The 14,951-nt window shown below is 67.4% G+C and carries 16 protein-coding genes; 12 read left to right on the forward strand and 4 right to left on the reverse strand.

Translation table 11 applies throughout. The features are described 5' to 3' along the window. Positions 1–105: 105 nt before the first annotated feature. The 6 genes from EIP75_RS12850 to EIP75_RS12875 all read left to right on the forward strand — a co-directional run bounded on the left by EIP75_RS12850 (position 106) and on the right by EIP75_RS12875 (position 5,189). Positions 106–1,512, forward strand: coding sequence for a CmpA/NrtA family ABC transporter substrate-binding protein (locus tag EIP75_RS12850; RefSeq protein WP_125243681.1), 1,407 nt, complete (start codon positions 106–108; stop codon positions 1,510–1,512). Positions 1,513–1,539: 27 nt separating this feature from the next. Further along, positions 1,540–2,424 carry a nitrate ABC transporter permease gene (gene ntrB, locus EIP75_RS12855; protein WP_125243682.1) on the forward strand — a complete coding sequence of 295 codons (885 nt, stop codon included), beginning with the start codon at positions 1,540–1,542 and terminating at the stop codon, positions 2,422–2,424. Then, the gene (locus EIP75_RS12860; protein WP_233584844.1) at positions 2,414–3,292 is read left to right on the forward strand and encodes an ABC transporter ATP-binding protein; all 879 of its coding nucleotides are present in this window, start codon (positions 2,414–2,416) and stop codon (positions 3,290–3,292) included. The genes ntrB and EIP75_RS12860 overlap by 11 nt, the downstream gene beginning before the upstream one ends. Positions 3,293–3,341: 49 nt before the next feature. After that, on the forward strand, positions 3,342–3,764 hold the full coding sequence (locus EIP75_RS12865; protein ID WP_125243683.1) for a nuclear transport factor 2 family protein: 423 nt from the start codon (positions 3,342–3,344) through the stop codon (positions 3,762–3,764). A 36-nt stretch (positions 3,765–3,800) separates the two neighbouring features. After that, on the forward strand, positions 3,801–4,244 hold the full coding sequence (gene cynS / locus EIP75_RS12870; RefSeq protein WP_125243684.1) for a cyanase: 444 nt from the start codon (positions 3,801–3,803) through the stop codon (positions 4,242–4,244). Positions 4,245–4,397: 153 nt separating this feature from the next. Then, positions 4,398–5,189, forward strand: coding sequence for a DUF481 domain-containing protein (locus EIP75_RS12875; protein WP_158622838.1), 792 nt, complete (start codon positions 4,398–4,400; stop codon positions 5,187–5,189). Positions 5,190–5,844: 655 nt separating this feature from the next. Here the strand turns inward: EIP75_RS12875 and mltA are convergent. Beyond that, positions 5,845–7,161, reverse strand: coding sequence for a murein transglycosylase A (mltA, locus tag EIP75_RS12880; protein ID WP_233584845.1), 1,317 nt, complete (start codon positions 7,159–7,161; stop codon positions 5,845–5,847). Here mltA and EIP75_RS24335 point away from each other — a divergent pair. After that, on the forward strand, positions 7,160–7,330 hold the full coding sequence (locus tag EIP75_RS24335; protein ID WP_199758583.1) for a hypothetical protein: 171 nt from the start codon (positions 7,160–7,162) through the stop codon (positions 7,328–7,330). The two genes, mltA and EIP75_RS24335, sit on opposite strands and share 2 nt — an antisense overlap. A gap of 10 nt (positions 7,331–7,340) precedes the next feature. Here EIP75_RS24335 and EIP75_RS12885 read toward each other — a convergent pair whose 3' ends face one another. Both EIP75_RS12885 and apaG read right to left on the reverse strand, forming a co-directional pair. Continuing rightward, positions 7,341–9,533: a site-specific recombinase gene (locus EIP75_RS12885; RefSeq protein ID WP_125243686.1), complete on the reverse strand. Its 2,193-nt coding sequence runs from the start codon at positions 9,531–9,533 to the stop codon at positions 7,341–7,343. 18 nt (positions 9,534–9,551) lie between these two features. Next, entirely contained in the window at positions 9,552–9,926 is a 375-nt protein-coding gene (gene apaG / locus EIP75_RS12890; protein ID WP_125243687.1) for a Co2+/Mg2+ efflux facilitator ApaG/CorD, read from the reverse strand. 150 nt (positions 9,927–10,076) lie between these two features. On the opposite strand from apaG, the gene rpe reads away from it, so the two are divergent. The 3 genes from rpe (at position 10,077) to EIP75_RS12905 (ending at position 12,465) form a co-directional block, all read left to right on the forward strand. Beyond that, complete coding sequence (rpe, locus tag EIP75_RS12895) at positions 10,077–10,757, forward strand: ribulose-phosphate 3-epimerase (protein ID WP_125243688.1); 681 nt, start codon at positions 10,077–10,079, stop codon at positions 10,755–10,757. Positions 10,758–10,960: 203 nt separating this feature from the next. Further along, positions 10,961–11,602, forward strand: a complete 642-nt coding sequence (locus EIP75_RS12900; protein ID WP_125243689.1) for a lysozyme inhibitor LprI family protein — start codon at positions 10,961–10,963, stop codon at positions 11,600–11,602. Between the two features lie 26 nt (positions 11,603–11,628). Further along, positions 11,629–12,465: an NAD-dependent protein deacetylase gene (locus EIP75_RS12905; RefSeq protein ID WP_125243690.1), complete on the forward strand. Its 837-nt coding sequence runs from the start codon at positions 11,629–11,631 to the stop codon at positions 12,463–12,465. A 10-nt stretch (positions 12,466–12,475) separates the two neighbouring features. Here EIP75_RS12905 and EIP75_RS12910 read toward each other — a convergent pair whose 3' ends face one another. Further along, positions 12,476–13,009, reverse strand: a complete 534-nt coding sequence (locus tag EIP75_RS12910; protein ID WP_233584846.1) for a hypothetical protein — start codon at positions 13,007–13,009, stop codon at positions 12,476–12,478. 166 nt (positions 13,010–13,175) lie between these two features. Here EIP75_RS12910 and EIP75_RS12915 point away from each other — a divergent pair, with 166 nt between their 5' ends. Both EIP75_RS12915 and EIP75_RS12920 read left to right on the forward strand, forming a co-directional pair. Beyond that, positions 13,176–13,532 (forward strand): thioredoxin family protein, encoded by a 357-nt coding sequence (locus tag EIP75_RS12915; protein ID WP_125243691.1) that lies wholly within the window; start codon positions 13,176–13,178, stop codon positions 13,530–13,532. Positions 13,533–13,618: 86 nt separating this feature from the next. Further along, the gene (locus EIP75_RS12920) at positions 13,619–14,776 is read left to right on the forward strand and encodes a pyridoxal phosphate-dependent aminotransferase (protein WP_125243692.1); all 1,158 of its coding nucleotides are present in this window, start codon (positions 13,619–13,621) and stop codon (positions 14,774–14,776) included. Positions 14,777–14,951: the final 175 nt, after the last annotated feature.

A 14,951-nucleotide genomic window follows, 5' to 3' on the forward strand; every position in this document is an offset into this window, starting at 1 on the left:
CCAGCACTACACGCGGATCACGACAGCCGTGATAGTGCGGCCCGGCGCGCATTCCTACAGTGGACATCGTTGTGCCGCCTCTTTCGGGCGGGAAAAGGATGTCCGATGTCCAGCGCCTTCGATCCCTACGATGCCGACCGCCCCTTGCGCCTGAGCTGTGCCTGCGGGGGCCACCACGCCCCCGATGAGCACGACGCGGCCCAGGCCACCAACCACGGCGAGGCCGTGCGCACCCTGCGTGCGCGCAGTGAGACCGAGGATTTTCAGGCCTACTCCAACGACTTCATCGAAGCCAGCCTGGTCAAGGCCCTGTTCCCGCAGGACGCCGTGCGTCGGCGCTTCCTGCGCGCCGTCGGCAAGGGCACGGCCATGGCGGCGATTGCCAGCGTGCTGCCCACCGCCAGCCTGCAGGCCATGGCGCAGGAGGCCGCTCCGCTGGAGAAGAAGGATCTCAAGATCGGCTTCATCCCCATCACCTGCGCCACGCCGCTGATCATGGCCCACCCCCTGGGCTTCTACAAGAAGCAGGGCCTGGACGTGCAGGTGGTCAAGACCGCCGGCTGGGCCCTGATCCGCGACAAGATGATCAACAAGGAGTACGACGCCACGCACTTCCTGTCGCCGATGCCGCTGTCGATCAGCATGGGCCTGGGCTCCACGGCCAAGCCCATGCACGTGGCCACCATCCAGAACACCAATGGCCAGGCCATCACGCTGGCGCTCAAGCACAAGGACAAGCGCGATCCGAAGGACTGGAAGGGCTTCAAGTTCGCCGTGCCCTTCGAGTACTCGATGCACAACTTCCTGCTGCGCTACTACGTAGCCGAGCACGGCCTGGATCCGGACAAGGACATCCAGATCCGCGTGGTGCCGCCGCCCGAGATGGTGGCCAACTTGCGCGCCGGCAACATCGACGGCTACCTGGGCCCGGATCCCTTCAACCAGCGTGCCGTGCATGAAGAGATCGGCTTCATCCACCTGTTGACCAAGGAGATCTGGGACGGCCACCCCTGCTGCGCCTTCGGCACCAGCGGCGAGTTCATCGCGCAGAACCCCAACACCTTCGCGGCGCTGTACCGCGCCGTGCTCACCGCCTCGGCCATGGCCCGCCAGGCCAAGAACCGCGAGCTGATCGCCAAGGTGATCGCACCCGCGCAGTACCTCAACCAGCCCGAGGCCGTGCTGACCCAGGTGCTCACCGGCCGCTTTGCCGACGGCCTGGGCAATGTGCGCAACGTGCCCGACCGCGCCGATTTCAACCCCATTCCCTGGCAGTCGATGGCGGTGTGGATGCTCACGCAGATGAAGCGCTGGGGCTATGTGAAGGGTGATGTGAACTACAGGCAACTGGCCGAGAAGGTGTTCCTGCTGACGGACGCCAAAAAGCAGATGAAGGCCCTGGGCGAGGCCGTGCCCGAAGGCGCCTACCCCGGCTTCAAGGTGATGGGCAAGGCCTTCGATCCGTCCAGGCCCGAGCCCTACATCGCCAGCTTCGCGATCAAGCGGACCTGATCCTTCCCAACCCACGAGTCCGGCACCATGCGACAAGCAGCCCTCTGGTGGCAAGGCGAACGCTTCAAGGCGGCCTTGCTGTCCCTGCTGATCCTGGGTGTGATCCTGGGCGTGTGGCACCTGGCCACCATGCCCAAGAGCGCGCCCGTGGCCAGCCTCACGCCCGAGCAGATCGAGTACCTGAAGCTGATGGGCAAGGACCCCGGTGCGGCCGGTGGTGGCGAGGACGCCTCGGGCTTCCCCACCCTGGCGCAGATGGGGCGCACGGTGGCCGGGCATCTGTCATCGCCCTTCTACGACAACGGCCCCAACGACAAAGGCATCGGCCTGCAACTGGGCTACTCGCTGGGCCGGGTGGCACTGGGCTACCTGATCGCCGCGCTGGTGGCCATCCCGCTGGGCTTCCTGATCGGCATGTCGCCGCTGGTCTACCGCGCGCTCGATCCGTTCATCCAGGTGCTCAAGCCCATCTCGCCGCTGGCCTGGATGCCGCTGGCGCTCTACACCATCAAGGATTCGGCCATATCCGGCATCTTCGTGATCTTCATCTGCTCGGTCTGGCCCATGCTGATCAACACCGCCTTTGGCGTGGCGGGCGTGCGCCGCGACTGGCTCAACGTGGCCCGCACGCTGGAGGTGTCGCCCTGGCGCAAGGCCTTCGAGGTGATCCTGCCTGCCGCGGCGCCCACCATCCTCACGGGCATGCGCATCAGCATGGGCATCGCCTGGCTGGTGATCGTGGCGGCCGAGATGCTGGTCGGCGGCACCGGCGTGGGCTACTTCGTGTGGAACGAGTGGAACAACCTGTCGCTGCCCAACGTGATCTTCGCCATCCTGGTGATCGGGGTGGTCGGCATGCTGCTGGACGCGATGTTCGCCCGGCTCCAGAAGGCGGTGACCTATGTCGAATAAAGCCATGTCGAATGAGGCGGTGAAGGCCCTTGACGCGCGCCCTTACCTGCAGGTCGAGGCGCTGGGCAAGCGCTACCCCGGCGCGGACGAATCCGTGTTCGAGCACGTCAACTTCCAGATCCGGCGTGGCGAGTTCGTCTGCATCATCGGACACTCCGGTTGCGGCAAGACCACCATCCTCAACGCCCTGGCCGGCCTGGAGCACGCCAGCGAAGGCCATGTCTTCATGGATGGTCGCGAGGTGAGCGCACCGGGCCTGGAGCGCGGTGTGGTGTTCCAGGGCCATGCCCTGATGCCCTGGCTCACGGTGCGGCAGAACATCGCCTTCGCGGTGCGCTCCAAGTGGCCCGGCTGGTCGCGCCAGCAGGTGCGCGAGCAGGTCGAACGCTATGTGCAGCTGGTGGGCCTGGGCCAGGCCATCGACAAGAAGCCCTCGCAGCTGTCGGGCGGCATGAAGCAGCGCGTGGGCATTGCGCGCGCCTTTGCCATCGAGCCCAAGATGCTGCTGCTCGACGAGCCCTTCGGCGCGCTGGACGCACTCACGCGCGGCACCATCCAGGACGAGCTGCTGCGCATCTGTGCCCAAACGCAGCAGACCGTCTTCATGATCACGCACGACGTGGACGAGGCCATCCTGCTGGCCGACAAGATCCTGCTGATGAGCAACGGCCCGCGCGCCCGCATCGCCGAGATCGTCGTCAACACCCTGCCCCGCAGCCGCACACGCGCCGGCCTGCACCACGACCCGCTGTACTACCCCCTGCGCAACCACCTGGTCGATTTCCTGGTGGACCGCGCCAAGGACCTGAGCCATGGCCGCGCGCCGGCGCAGCCGCCCGAGGTGCACCCGGGCCTGCTGGCCGCCTGAGGGCCCGTGGCACCAGACCATCCCCCACCACGCTGAGGAAGAACACCCCATGGACGAGACTCGACTGGCCCGCCCGCCATTGCCCCCCTTCACCGAAGAGACCGCGCGCCTGAAGGTGCAGATGGCCGAGGACGCCTGGAACAGCAAGGACCCGGAGCGCTGCGCCCTGGCCTACACCGAGGATTCGTGGTGGCGCAACCGCAGCGAGTTCTTCACGGGCCGCGAGGCCATCAAGGCCTTCCTGACGCGCAAGTGGGCCAGGGAGCACGAGTACAAGCTCAAGAAGCGCCTGTTCGCCTTCAGCGGCAACCGCATCGCCGTGTGCTTCGAGTACGAATACCACGATGACCAGGGCCAGTGGTGGCGGGCCTACGGCAACGAGAACTGGACCTTCGACGAGCGCGGCCTGATGGCCCGCCGCGAGGCGTCCATCAACGATGTTCCGATCAACGCCTCGGAACGGCAACTTTGATCTGACGACGCCCCCTTTTTTGAAACAGGAGCCAACATGAACCGCGAAGACGTGACAGACCTCATCATCGAAACCAAGGTCCGCAAGGGCCTGAAGTGGGCTGACGTGGCCACCAAGGTGGGCCTGAGCAAAGAGTGGGTGACCGCCGCCTGCCTGGGCCAGATGACCTTGAGCCCCGAGCAGGCCGGCGTGATCGCCGAGGTGTTCGAGCTGCCCGACGAGGCCAGGCTGTGGCTGCAGGAAGTGCCCTACAAGGGCTCGCTGCGCACCAGCGTGCCCACCGACCCGCTGATCTACCGCTTCTATGAGCTGGTCAGCGTGTACGGCACCACCTTCAAGGCCCTGATCCACGAAGAATTCGGCGACGGCATCATGAGCGCCATCGATTTCAAGATGGACCTGCAGCGCGAGCCCAACCCTGCTGGCGACCGGGTCAGCATCACCATGTCCGGAAAATTCCTGCCGTATAAAACGTACTGAGACGGGACTTGCGTGGTCCGGGGACCGCGCGAGGTCCGCGCCATGGCCGCCAGGCCCCTTGTTGACTTGAACCCGACAAAGGAGCCCGAACACATGGCCCATGGCATGCCCATTCCTTCGCCCGCCCTCGCCTCGCGACGGCGGCGCATTCTGTTGAACGCTCGTACCTGGTGGCCCGCGATGGCCATGGCAGGCATGGCAGCAGCCTGTTCAGTCGCCCACGCCGATGACACCGCGCCGCCGGACACCGACCCACGATGGCGGGGCCAGGTGGGTCTCTCGGCTGCGGCCACCTCCGGCAATACCGACAGCACGACGCTGTTGCTCAACCTGGACCTCAACCTCAAGCGGCCCGATGACAAGACCTCGGTGGTGGGCCACGTGAACGAAGGTCGCACCCGCAACGACGCCGGTGACCGCGAGACCAGTGCGGCGCGCTGGGACCTCACCGGGCAGTACGACCATGACCTCAATGCCGACTGGTTCGGCTTCTCGCGGCTGGGCTTCGAGCATGACCGCGTGACCGATCTGTCGCTGCGCACGCTGGTGGCGGCCGGTCTGGGTTACCACGTGATCAAGGGCCCCAAGCACACCTTCGATGTGTCCGCGGGTCTGAGCTACACCGACTCGCGCTGGAAGGTGGCCACCACCATCGACGACCAGACCGGGCGGCATTTCACCAGCGTGGGCTTGTTGCTGGCAGAGGAGTCCTCGCATGAGCTGACGGACAACGTGACGTTCAAGCAGCGTCTGGAGGCGTATCCGGGGCTCACGGGCGCGAAGTCGCGGCTGCTGCGGTTCAATGCGTCGCTCAATGTGGCGATGACGAAGGCCTTGTCGCTGTCTGTAGGGTTGGTCAACAACTATGACGGGAATGCGGCGGAGGGTCGCAAGAAGAACGATGCTGCCTTGTTCACGGGGGTGAATCTGAAGGTGGGTGGGTAGGTTTTCTTTGCCTGCGCTCTTGTTGGCGCTTTTCGTGACAGCGCGGGGCGGGGTCTGAGTGGGCCTGCGGCCGGGCTTCATTGTTGTCGGTCACGCCTTCGGCGTGACTGCCTTGTGCTGCTCGCGGCGAGGTGGGGCCGCAGAACTCGCTCCAGTCCCTGCGGGCCTTGCGCTCAAACAACTGCGGCCAGTCAGTTCACGAAGCATGTGCTGCGCACATGCCCACCTCGCCACTGCGCTGCTCAGCGCCAACAAGGCGCCCGGCCGCAGGCCCACTCAGCCCTTGATGCCCCGCTGGTGGCATGCGCAGGTTGCTGCGTGCCGAGGCCGGCGCGAACGCCTATCTGTCCGCATGCGGGGGGCCTATGCATGCTTGAGCAAGGCGAAAAGGGGCTGGGGCGGTGGCTGGCTGGGCGCCTTGTTGGCGTCGGAGGCGCGCAGGGAAGGGCAGGTTTGCCCCTGGCCGCAGGCCAGGGGATGGCGAGCATGTTTGAGCCCTGAAAGGGCGAGTTGCGCAGCCACCTGTCCTGGACGAGCACCGCAGAGCAGTCACGCCGAAGGCGGGACCGCCAACATTGAAGCCCGGCCAGCCATCGACCCAGCCCCCGCCTTGCGCTCTCACGCCAAAACGATCAACTCACCGCAAGCAGCGGGTTCACTTCACAGAAGAAGCACCCGACCCCACATCCCCCAGGATCCGAGCCGGATCACTCGGCGTGCTGGCCGTGTCCCGCGGCCACAAGGCCCACACCCGCAGCGGCTGCTTGGTCCGCCCCGCCTGCGTCATGGCCTCATCCCCCCAGCCCCAGAAATAGTCGGCCCGCACCGGCCCCACGATGGCACCGCCCGTGTCCTGCGCCACCACCAGCCGCTGCAGCGGCTTCGGTGCAGGCTGATTGGCGCTCCAGGCCTGCGGCTCGGTGCTGTCCAGCCACACCGGCGTCCCGTAGGGCACCGCATCGCGGTCCACCGCGATGGAGCGGCCCGGCGTGAGCGGCACGGCCTGGGCGCCCAGGGGCCCCTCGTCGGGCCGGGTCAAGGGCTCTTCACGGAAGAACACCACGCGCGGGTTGGCGCGCAGCATCTCAGGCACCCGCTGCGGGTTCAAGCCCGCCCAGCCTCGGATGGCGCCCCATGAGGCCTGCTCCAGCGGAAACGCTCCCTGGTCCACCAGCCAGCGCGCCACCGACTGGTAGGGCTGGTTGTTGTGGCCGGCAAAGGCCAGGCGGATCTGCCTGGGCTGGCCCTCGGGCGTCAGCTCGTCCAGCACGCGGATGCGGGTCGAGCCCTGCACCTGGATCATCAGGGCGTCCAGCGGGTCGGCCACATAGACCAGCTCGCGTCCTGCCAGCGCCGCACGGGCCTCGGGCAGGGTGTCCAGCTCGGCGCGGGTGTAGTAGGGCTTGCGTGTGACCAAGTCGGCCGGTGCGCGGAACAGCGGCGTCTGGAACGCCCCGAACGGCGCGCGCATCGCATCCACCTGGGGTTCGAAATACCCGGTCAGCAGGCCCGTCGTCTGGCCTTCGTGGCCCTGCACCCGCCAGGGGCGCAGGTTGGTTTCCAGCCATTGGCGCACGGTCTCGTCGCCGGCTTCGCGGCCCCAGTTCGCCCCCAAGGTGCGGGCGCGGGTGCACACGGGCAGCCAGTCGCCCGTGGCGCGTTGGCAGCTGCGCCACAGGGCGCTCCAGGCCTCGCCCACGCGGTCTTGTGTCCAGCCGGGCAGCTCGGGCCAGTCGGTGGCCACCCAGCGTGCCCGCGCCCGGTCCCAGGCCAGGCTGCCGTCGGCCTGGGTTTCAGGGGATGCGGATGGCTTGTGCAGGCCGGGCACTGGCGGCTGTGCCGGCGGGATGGGCGTGGCGGGATGGTGGGTGGGCAACTGGCCGCAGGCGGCCAGGAATGCTGCGATGATGAGGGCCAGAGAGGCCCGCACCGGGCGGTGCGGGTGATTGCTGCGGAGACGACGACCGATCATGTGGCTGATTCTGCTGGAAGCGCTGGCGGCGCTGGCGCTGTTGGTGTTCTTCGTGTGGTGGACAATGTTCTCGGGCCGCCGCAAGGGTGAGCCGCCGGCGCAGGTGGCCTCGCCACCCCCGCCCACCCCACCTGGCTCGCCAGGCGAGGGCGGCGACACGCCCTCGTAGCCCGGCCGGTTCAACGGCGGGGAGCTTCCCCCTTCGAGGCCCCGGCAGGCGCCTCGGCGCCCTCCAGCTGCACCAGGGCCTGGGCACGCTCGGCCGCTTCACGGGCTTCCTTGCGCTTGCTCGGCGGCAGCACGAAGCTGAACGGGTGGCGCAGGAAGCGCCGGCCCATGGCCCGCCACAGGCGCGAGCGGTCTTTCACGCGCACGCCGCGCGAGCGCAGGGCCACGCGCAAGGCCAGCGCGAAGCTCACCGCCACGTTGAACAGGCCGGTCAGCGGGATGGCCGCCATGCACCACCAGAACAGCGGATCGTGCAGGGTGGGCAGGCCCAGGGTGCCCAGCGCGGCCGCGATCTGCCCGGTGGACAGCGTCACGTGGCGCACCTCGATGGGCAGGCCGAAGAAGGCCAGGATCGGGGGCACCAGGCCCAGCATCAGGCCCAGCGACACATTGGCCGCCAGTCCGGACACGTTGCGGCGCCACCATTGGGCCCAACGTGCTGCCCGGTTCGCGCCGAACAGCGCCCGCATGCGCGGGTGCCATTGCAGGGCACTGTCGATGCGGTGCCAGACGAACCAGTTCTCGAACCAGCCCGCGAAGATGCTGGAGGTGAACAGCAGGATGCCGGTGAAGGCTGCAAAGAACACCGAGGGGCCCCACAGCGTGAGGGTCTCGAGCACGTGGTGGGCCTTCTCTTCGCCCAGCAGCGGGTGGCCCAGCGCCCACCAGGCCAGCCCCTGGATGGCCAGCACCACGGGGAACACCAGCATCAGGTTGCCGATGATGCCGGCCATCTGAGAGCGGATCAGGTGAGCCACCTCGTCCACGAATGCGGCCGCCCCCTCGTCGGTGTGGGCTTCGCCCAGCTTGGCCGCCATGGCCGGGGCCGTCATCGCGGGCTGCTTGGTGGCCACCCGCCAGTGCAGCAGGTAGATCACCACGAAACTCGTGGCGTAGTTGATGCCGGCCGCGAACCCGCCCCAGAAGGCCGAACCGATGATGGCCAGCAGGAAGAACTTGATGAACACGGTGGCGGCCATCACGATGCCGCCACCCGCCGCACGTCGCAGCATGTCGAAGTAGGCGGCGCGTGTGCGCGTGATGTAGTGCTCGCCGGTTTCGGCATTGCGCTCGGCCACCAGGCGGGCCAGCAGCGAGTAGTGCTGCGTGAACAGCGCACGCAGGCTGCGGCGCTCGGCGCTGTCCTGGATCAGCCCCAGCACCAGGGCGCGCATCTCGCGGTGCGGCTGGGGCGCCAGCAGGCAATCGAGCACGTGCTCGATGCGGCGGCCCCGGGCGCGCAACTGGTCGATGTGGAACACCACGTCCACCGACACGCCATAGGCCTCGAGGTGGTTGTGCACGTTCACGGCCAGCTGCATGCAGTGGTCCAGCAGGCCGCGCAGGTACTGGGCCTGCTGCAGCACGGCCGCGCGGCGCTTCTCGTCGGGCACGACGGGCGGCAGCGGTGCGGAGAAATCGCTGGTGGACGGGATCACGTCGTCCGCGTGCTCGGCGCGCTGCGGCAGTTCGGCTTCGGCAACGTCTTCCAGCAGGTCGTGCAGGTCCTCAGCGGCGCGCGCCAGTTGCACGAAAGTCTGGGTCACCTCGCGGCTGGGGCCGTCCCCCATGCGCAGGCGCAACTCTGGCGACACCCCGGCGGCCCGCACCTGGCTGGCCAGGATGCTCAGCGCCTCCATGAAGGGCTGGCGCCAGCCCAGCGGGCTGTCTTCGGCGTAGCGCCAGGCCTGGCTGAACAGATCGCCCAGGCGCTCCATGGTGGCGTCGTCCAGCTGGGCGATCCAGGCCGGGTCGCGGTCCAGGTCGAACAGCAGGCCGAACAGGGTGGACAGCTCGCGCGTGTCCGGGCTGGACGGCAGCAGGCGGCGGCGCAGGCGCTCACCGAACTCGCTCATGAAGGCTGCGCGGGGCGCGAAGCCGTGGTCGGCCAGCAGGCTGCTGAAGTGCAGATCACGCAGGCAGGCGGCCAGCAGGGCCACCACGCGGCGCCGGGCCTTGGGGTGGTCGCCCACGTGGCGCACCACGTACTGCATGCCCGACACGGGCTCGCCCTGGCGGACCCAGCGCAGCACCTCGATCAGCCACAGGTGGCGTTCGGCCGCGGAGCCCTGGTGCGGCGCGTTCTCCAGCAGGGGGTCGATGCTGACGGGAGGGCGGGGGCGTGAGAACAGTCGCAATGCCATGAAGTGTGGACCGGCCGCTCAGTGCAGCGACTGCGCACGCGACAGCACGAAGGCCGGGATGGGCGACTCGAACCAGCGGGCGTCATCGGACATGCAGAAATAGGTGCCCTGCATGGTGCCCTGAGGCGTGTTCAGGCGTGTCCAGCTGGTGTATTCGAACTGCTCGCCCGGCTGCAGCAGGGGCTGCTGGCCGATCACGGCCAGGCCGCGCACTTCTTCGACATGGCCGGTGGCATCGGTGATCACCCAGTGGCGCCCCACCAGCTGTGCCGGCACATCGCCCGTGTTGGCGATGGTGACGGTGTAGGACCAGGCGTACTCATGCCGGGTCGGGTCGCTGTGCTCTTCGAGGTAGTTGGGGACCACCGAGCAGGTGAATTGGGGCTGGCTCATGGGGGGGATTCTAGGCAGGCATCCGTGAAGTGTGCTGAACAATACCCCATGGCACCATGGGGCTGTCCGGCCGGGTAGCAGGTGCGGCTGCTGCGGCGGACCGTATTTTTCTACAATGGGCGACCCGCCCACTGATCCCAACCCCCCGTCATGGCCACCTACCGCATCGCCCCCAGCATCCTGTCCGCCGATTTCGCCCGCCTGGGTGAAGAGGTCCGCCACGTCATCGACGCCGGCGCCGACTGGATCCACTTCGACGTGATGGACAACCATTACGTGCCCAACCTCACCTTCGGGCCGATGGTGTGCCAGGCGCTGCGCAAGCACTCGGTCAAGGCCGATGGCACACGGGTGCCCATCGACGTGCACCTGATGGTGCAGCCGGTCGATGCGCTGGCCACGGCCTTCGCCAAGTCGGGCGCCGACATCGTCACCTTCCACCCGGATGCCTCCACCCACGTGGACCGCACGCTGCAGCTGATCAAGGCCGAGGGCATCCAGGCCGGCCTGGTGTTCAACCCCGCCACGCCGGTGGATGTGCTGGAGTGGGTGATCGACAAGGTGGACGTGGTGCTGCTGATGAGCGTGAACCCGGGCTTTGGCGGGCAGAGCTTCATCGACAGCACGCTGCGCAAGGCCGAGCAGGTGCGCAAGATCATCGATGCATCGGGCCGCGACATCCGCCTGGAGGTGGACGGCGGCATCAAGGTGGACAACATCCGCCGTGTGGCCGATGCGGGTGCCGACACCTTCGTGGCGGGCAGTGCCATCTTCGGGCAGCCTGACTACAAGGCGGTGATCGACGCGATGCGTGCGCAGCTGGCGGGCTGAGCGCGTTCAGGGCCATGGCCTGGATGGGCGCGAGCCTGACTGTCCTTGTCGGGGTGTGTGCATCGTTGGTGATGACCGCTGCGCGTGCGGCGCCACCGGCCTCCCCTTATGCAGGCCAGTGGCAAGTGCGGCAGGTCCTGGTTCATGAGGATCGCGCCGACCGCCTCCTGTACCAGGTCAATGATCCCAGGCTGGTGGGGCGCATGGTGGACATCGACGTTCGTCGGATCGATTCGGACCTGCCCGAAGCGTCGCATTGCGACCAACCGGTGCTTGTGCCTCGCCCGCAGGTGTTGAACACGCTGCTGACGCGGACCCTGTGGTCCGCCCTGCCCGGGAAGGATGCCGCGCAGGCATTCGGACTGCAGGTGTCGGGCACGCGCGAAGTCAAGGTGGCCTGGACAGCATGCACCGTCGGCCAGTTCGGACCATCGCTGAAAACCGCGCCAACCGACAAAGCCGCCGGGGACCCTGAACGCACCTGGGTGGCGCTGGCGACGCCAAACCAACTGTTGATGCCCTGGTATGGCGACACCTTGCTGGTGCTTGAACCACGCGCATCTGATCAGCCCGCCCGCCCCAGCTTTGCCTGTGGTCAGGCGCGCTTGCCGGCAGAAAAGGCCATCTGCGCTTCCCCTCGCCTATCGTCTTACGATCTCAGCCTGTCACAGGCCTGGCGCGCCGCTGTCCAGGCATGCGAGGGCGATGCCGCTTGCCTCAACGACGCTCGTCGGGATCAGACGCAGTGGGTAGCCACGCGCAACCAGTGCGCGCGCGACAAGGACTGCCTGCGCCAGGCCATGAAGACCCGGCTCGATGCCTTGATGACGCCAGCCGAGGAGTGAGCCATGGCATCCCGGGCATCTGCGCCATGACCGAATCCCACGACCAGGCTTTGCTTCGCCAAGCCTTGCACGCTGGCCCCTTCGTGGTGCTGACAGGCGCCGGCATGAGCACGGCCAGCGGCATCCCGGCCTACCGTGACGCAGCGGGGCAGTGGCAACACCCTGCGCCCATCCAGCATCAAGCTTTTCTGCGTGAGGCCAGTGTGCGCCGCCGTTATTGGGCGCGCAGCTTTGTCGGCTGGCCGCGCTTTGCGCAGGCCCTGCCCAATGCGGGGCATCACGCCTTGGCCGTGCTGGAGCGCCAGGGCCATGTGCACACCTTGATCACGCAGAACGTCGATGGCCTGCACCAGGCGGCTGGCAGCCAGGCGGTGATCGAACTGCATGGTGGCCTGCGGCAGGTCCGATGCCTGGGGTGCGGTGCGTTGCACGCGCGTGAGGAGATGCAGGCATGGCTGGAGGCCAGGAACCCAGGCTTCGATACTGACCTGGCGCAGGCCACCCGTACCGCGCCCGATGGCGATGCACACCTGGAAGATGTGGCCTACGAGGGGTTTCAAGTGCCCGCCTGTCCCGCTTGTGGGGATGGGGTGCTCAAGCCGGATGTGGTCTTTTACGGTGACAACGTGCCACGGGAGCGGGTCACGCACGCCTTGGCTTGCATGGAAGAAGCCAAAGGACTGCTGGTGATCGGCTCTTCACTGATGGTGTATTCGGGGTACCGGTTTGCCCTGCTGGCGCACCAGCAGGGCAAACCGGTGCTGGCAATCAACCAGGGCGTGACGCGGGCTGATGCGTTGCTCACCGCCAAATTCGGCGGTGACTGCGCTGCCGTGCTGGAGGCACTCGCCGCCACGCCCTGATGGCCGATGGTCAGCTGCGATCAGCCGTGTCCTCCGGGTACTGCCGGTTCAGACGCTCCCAGGATGCACGGGTGGCATGCCGGGCCTGTTCCCACTCCAGGCTGGAGCGACCTCTGTATTGCCCCCAGTCACGGCCCAGCTCGGTGTCCACATCGTCGAACGGGCGGCCCCGGTAGGTCTCGAAGGTGCTCACGCCATAACGATAGGCAGGGCTGTAATCTTCATAGGTGGTGCCTGGACCGGCATAGGGCTGCGCGGCATGGTTCTCGCGCCAGAAGTTGTCTTCAAGGTCCGAATCGATGCGGTGTGCAACGGCCTTGCCGGCCAAGCCACCCGCGAAGGCGCCCACGGCCGCACCGACGACGGCGCCAACTGGGCCACCGGTGACTGCACCAGCCGCCGCGCCGGCCAGTACGCCGCCCGTCGCAGCACCGACGCCGGTCCCGACGGGATGGAAATCAGGCGCGCCGGTGGCTGGGTCGTGCGAATGCACATGGGCATCGCCGGGCTTGGTGGTATGAGGTGTGTGCGAGTGCAGGGCCATGATGGTCTCCTTGTTCAACTTGCGCTGGCAACATGCCGCGCTGTGCACCATGCAGGGGCAACCGGCATGCCTGCCGGCACGCTGACACAAGGTGACGACCCCTTCGTGGCCGCGCCTTTGTAGGGCAGCTATGCTGTGGCGGCACCCAGAACATGAGGAGACCAGCATGAGCGCCACCAGCAAGAACTACACGCCCGATGCACCGACACGGGACGACGTGGACAGCACCCAGGGCCCTCTGGTGATCGAGTTCGGTACCAACTGGTGCGGCATCTGCCAGGCCGCGCAGCCCTTGATCATCACCGCGTTCGAGCAACACCCCGCCATCCGCCACCTCAAGGTCGAGGATGGGCCGGGCCGTCCCCTGGGGCGCTCATTCAAGGTGAAGCTGTGGCCCACGCTGGTCTTCCTGTCCGATGGGCAGGAGGTGGCGCGCCTGGTGCGTCCCGCAGATTCACAGTCGATCAGCGAGGCGCTGGCAGGTCTGGTGGCGGTGAGCGAGAAAATGCCACCTAATCTTTGATCCCGACGCGCAAGCCCTGAACGTCTGGATACACCCCAGGGCCGGAGCGGGCGGGCCGCAGTGGTGTGGCCCGGTATCCTTGCGCCATGCGCAGCAAGCCCCTGACCATCGACTCCCGCCTGCCCGAAGTCGGCACCACCATCTTCACCGTGATGTCGGCCCTGGCCCAGCAGCACGGGGCGATCAACCTGTCGCAGGGCTTCCCGGATTTCGACGCGCCGGCCGAGTTGCTGTCGTTGCTGGACAAGCACACCCGCGCCGGCCACAACCAGTACCCGCCCATGGCGGGCGTGCCCGCGCTGCGCGAGGCCATCGCGGCCAAGGTGCAGGCGCTCTATGGCGCCACCTACAGCCCGGACACCGAGGTCACGGTCACCGCCGGTGCCACGCAGGCCATCTTCACGGCCGTGGCCGCCCTCGTGCGCCCAGGCGATGAGGTCATCGTGTTCGCGCCGGTGTACGACAGCTATGGCCCGGCCATCCGGCTCAACGGCGGCACGCCGGTGGTGTCCACGCTCAGGCAGCCTGACTACCGCCCTGATTGGGATGAAGTGCGCCGGCTGATCGGCCCGCGCACCCGCATGATCATCTTCAACACGCCGCACAACCCCACCGGCACGGTGTGGACGGCCGAAGACCTGCAATCGCTGCAGGCCCTGGTCGAGGGCACCGACATCGTCATCGTCAGCGACGAGGTCTACGAGCACATGGTGTTCGACGGCGTGCGCCACGAAAGCGTGATGCGCTACCCCGGCCTGGCCGAGCGCAGCTTCGTCATCTCGAGCTTCGGCAAGACGTACCACATCACCGGCTGGAAGGTGGCCTACTGCCTGGCCCCGCGTGAGCTGATGGCCGAGTTCCGCAAGGCGCACCAGTTCATCGTGTTCACGGTGCACACGCCCTCGCAGCATGCGCTGGCCGAGTTCATGGCCAGGCCCGGCTGGTACGAGCAGCTGCGCGCCTTGTACCAAGGCAAGCGCGACATCTTCCGGCAGGCGCTGGGCGGATCCCGCTTCGAGCTTCTGCCCTGCCAGGGCACCTACTTCCAGTGCGTGAAGTACCGGGCCATCAGCGACGAAGGCGACGTGGCCTTCGTGCAGCGCCTCACGCGCGAGCACGGCGTGGCCGCCATCCCAGTGTCCGCCTTCTATCCAGGCGGGGACGACCACGGCGTGATCCGCTTCTGCTTCGCCAAGTCGGCGGCCACGCTCGGGCGGGCGCTGGAGACGCTGGTCAAGCTATAGGGCGCCCTCGGGCCCTGTCCGCTAATCCTCACCGTGCACCAGGCATGTCTTCGGGCGTGCCTTTTTGTCGTGCGCGGATGCACCACGGCCGGCACCTCTGTCCGCATCGCGAAACATTTCAGGCCTCCACGTGTGGTCTGCACCGCGGTCGCGCTGGCACATCGTTTGCACTAAC

This window comes from Aquabacterium soli (assembly GCF_003933735.1).
GTDB lineage: Bacteria > Pseudomonadota > Gammaproteobacteria > Burkholderiales > Burkholderiaceae_C > Aquabacterium > Aquabacterium soli.

Bases quoted from the DNA above. Each gene is read 5' to 3' on its own strand.
- rpe (WP_125243688.1), top strand. From the start codon at position 10,077: ATGGCCACCTACCGCATCGCCCCCAGCATCCTGTCCGCCGATTTCGCC.
- ntrB (WP_125243682.1), top strand. From the start codon at position 1,540: ATGCGACAAGCAGCCCTCTGGTGGCAAGGCGAACGCTTCAAGGCGGCC.
- EIP75_RS12850 (WP_125243681.1), top strand. From the start codon at position 106: ATGTCCAGCGCCTTCGATCCCTACGATGCCGACCGCCCCTTGCGCCTG.
- EIP75_RS12900 (WP_125243689.1), top strand. From the start codon at position 10,961: ATGGTGGACATCGACGTTCGTCGGATCGATTCGGACCTGCCCGAAGCG.
- cynS (WP_125243684.1), top strand. From the start codon at position 3,801: ATGAACCGCGAAGACGTGACAGACCTCATCATCGAAACCAAGGTCCGC.
- EIP75_RS12905 (WP_125243690.1), top strand. From the start codon at position 11,629: ATGACCGAATCCCACGACCAGGCTTTGCTTCGCCAAGCCTTGCACGCT.
- mltA (WP_233584845.1), bottom strand. From the start codon at position 7,161: ATGATCGGTCGTCGTCTCCGCAGCAATCACCCGCACCGCCCGGTGCGG.
- apaG (WP_125243687.1), bottom strand. From the start codon at position 9,926: ATGAGCCAGCCCCAATTCACCTGCTCGGTGGTCCCCAACTACCTCGAA.
- EIP75_RS12860 (WP_233584844.1), top strand. From the start codon at position 2,414: ATGTCGAATAAAGCCATGTCGAATGAGGCGGTGAAGGCCCTTGACGCG.
- EIP75_RS12915 (WP_125243691.1), top strand. From the start codon at position 13,176: ATGAGCGCCACCAGCAAGAACTACACGCCCGATGCACCGACACGGGAC.
- EIP75_RS12865 (WP_125243683.1), top strand. From the start codon at position 3,342: ATGGACGAGACTCGACTGGCCCGCCCGCCATTGCCCCCCTTCACCGAA.
- EIP75_RS12920 (WP_125243692.1), top strand. From the start codon at position 13,619: ATGCGCAGCAAGCCCCTGACCATCGACTCCCGCCTGCCCGAAGTCGGC.
- EIP75_RS12885 (WP_125243686.1), bottom strand. From the start codon at position 9,533: ATGGCATTGCGACTGTTCTCACGCCCCCGCCCTCCCGTCAGCATCGAC.
- EIP75_RS12910 (WP_233584846.1), bottom strand. From the start codon at position 13,009: ATGGCCCTGCACTCGCACACACCTCATACCACCAAGCCCGGCGATGCC.
- EIP75_RS24335 (WP_199758583.1), top strand. From the start codon at position 7,160: ATGTGGCTGATTCTGCTGGAAGCGCTGGCGGCGCTGGCGCTGTTGGTG.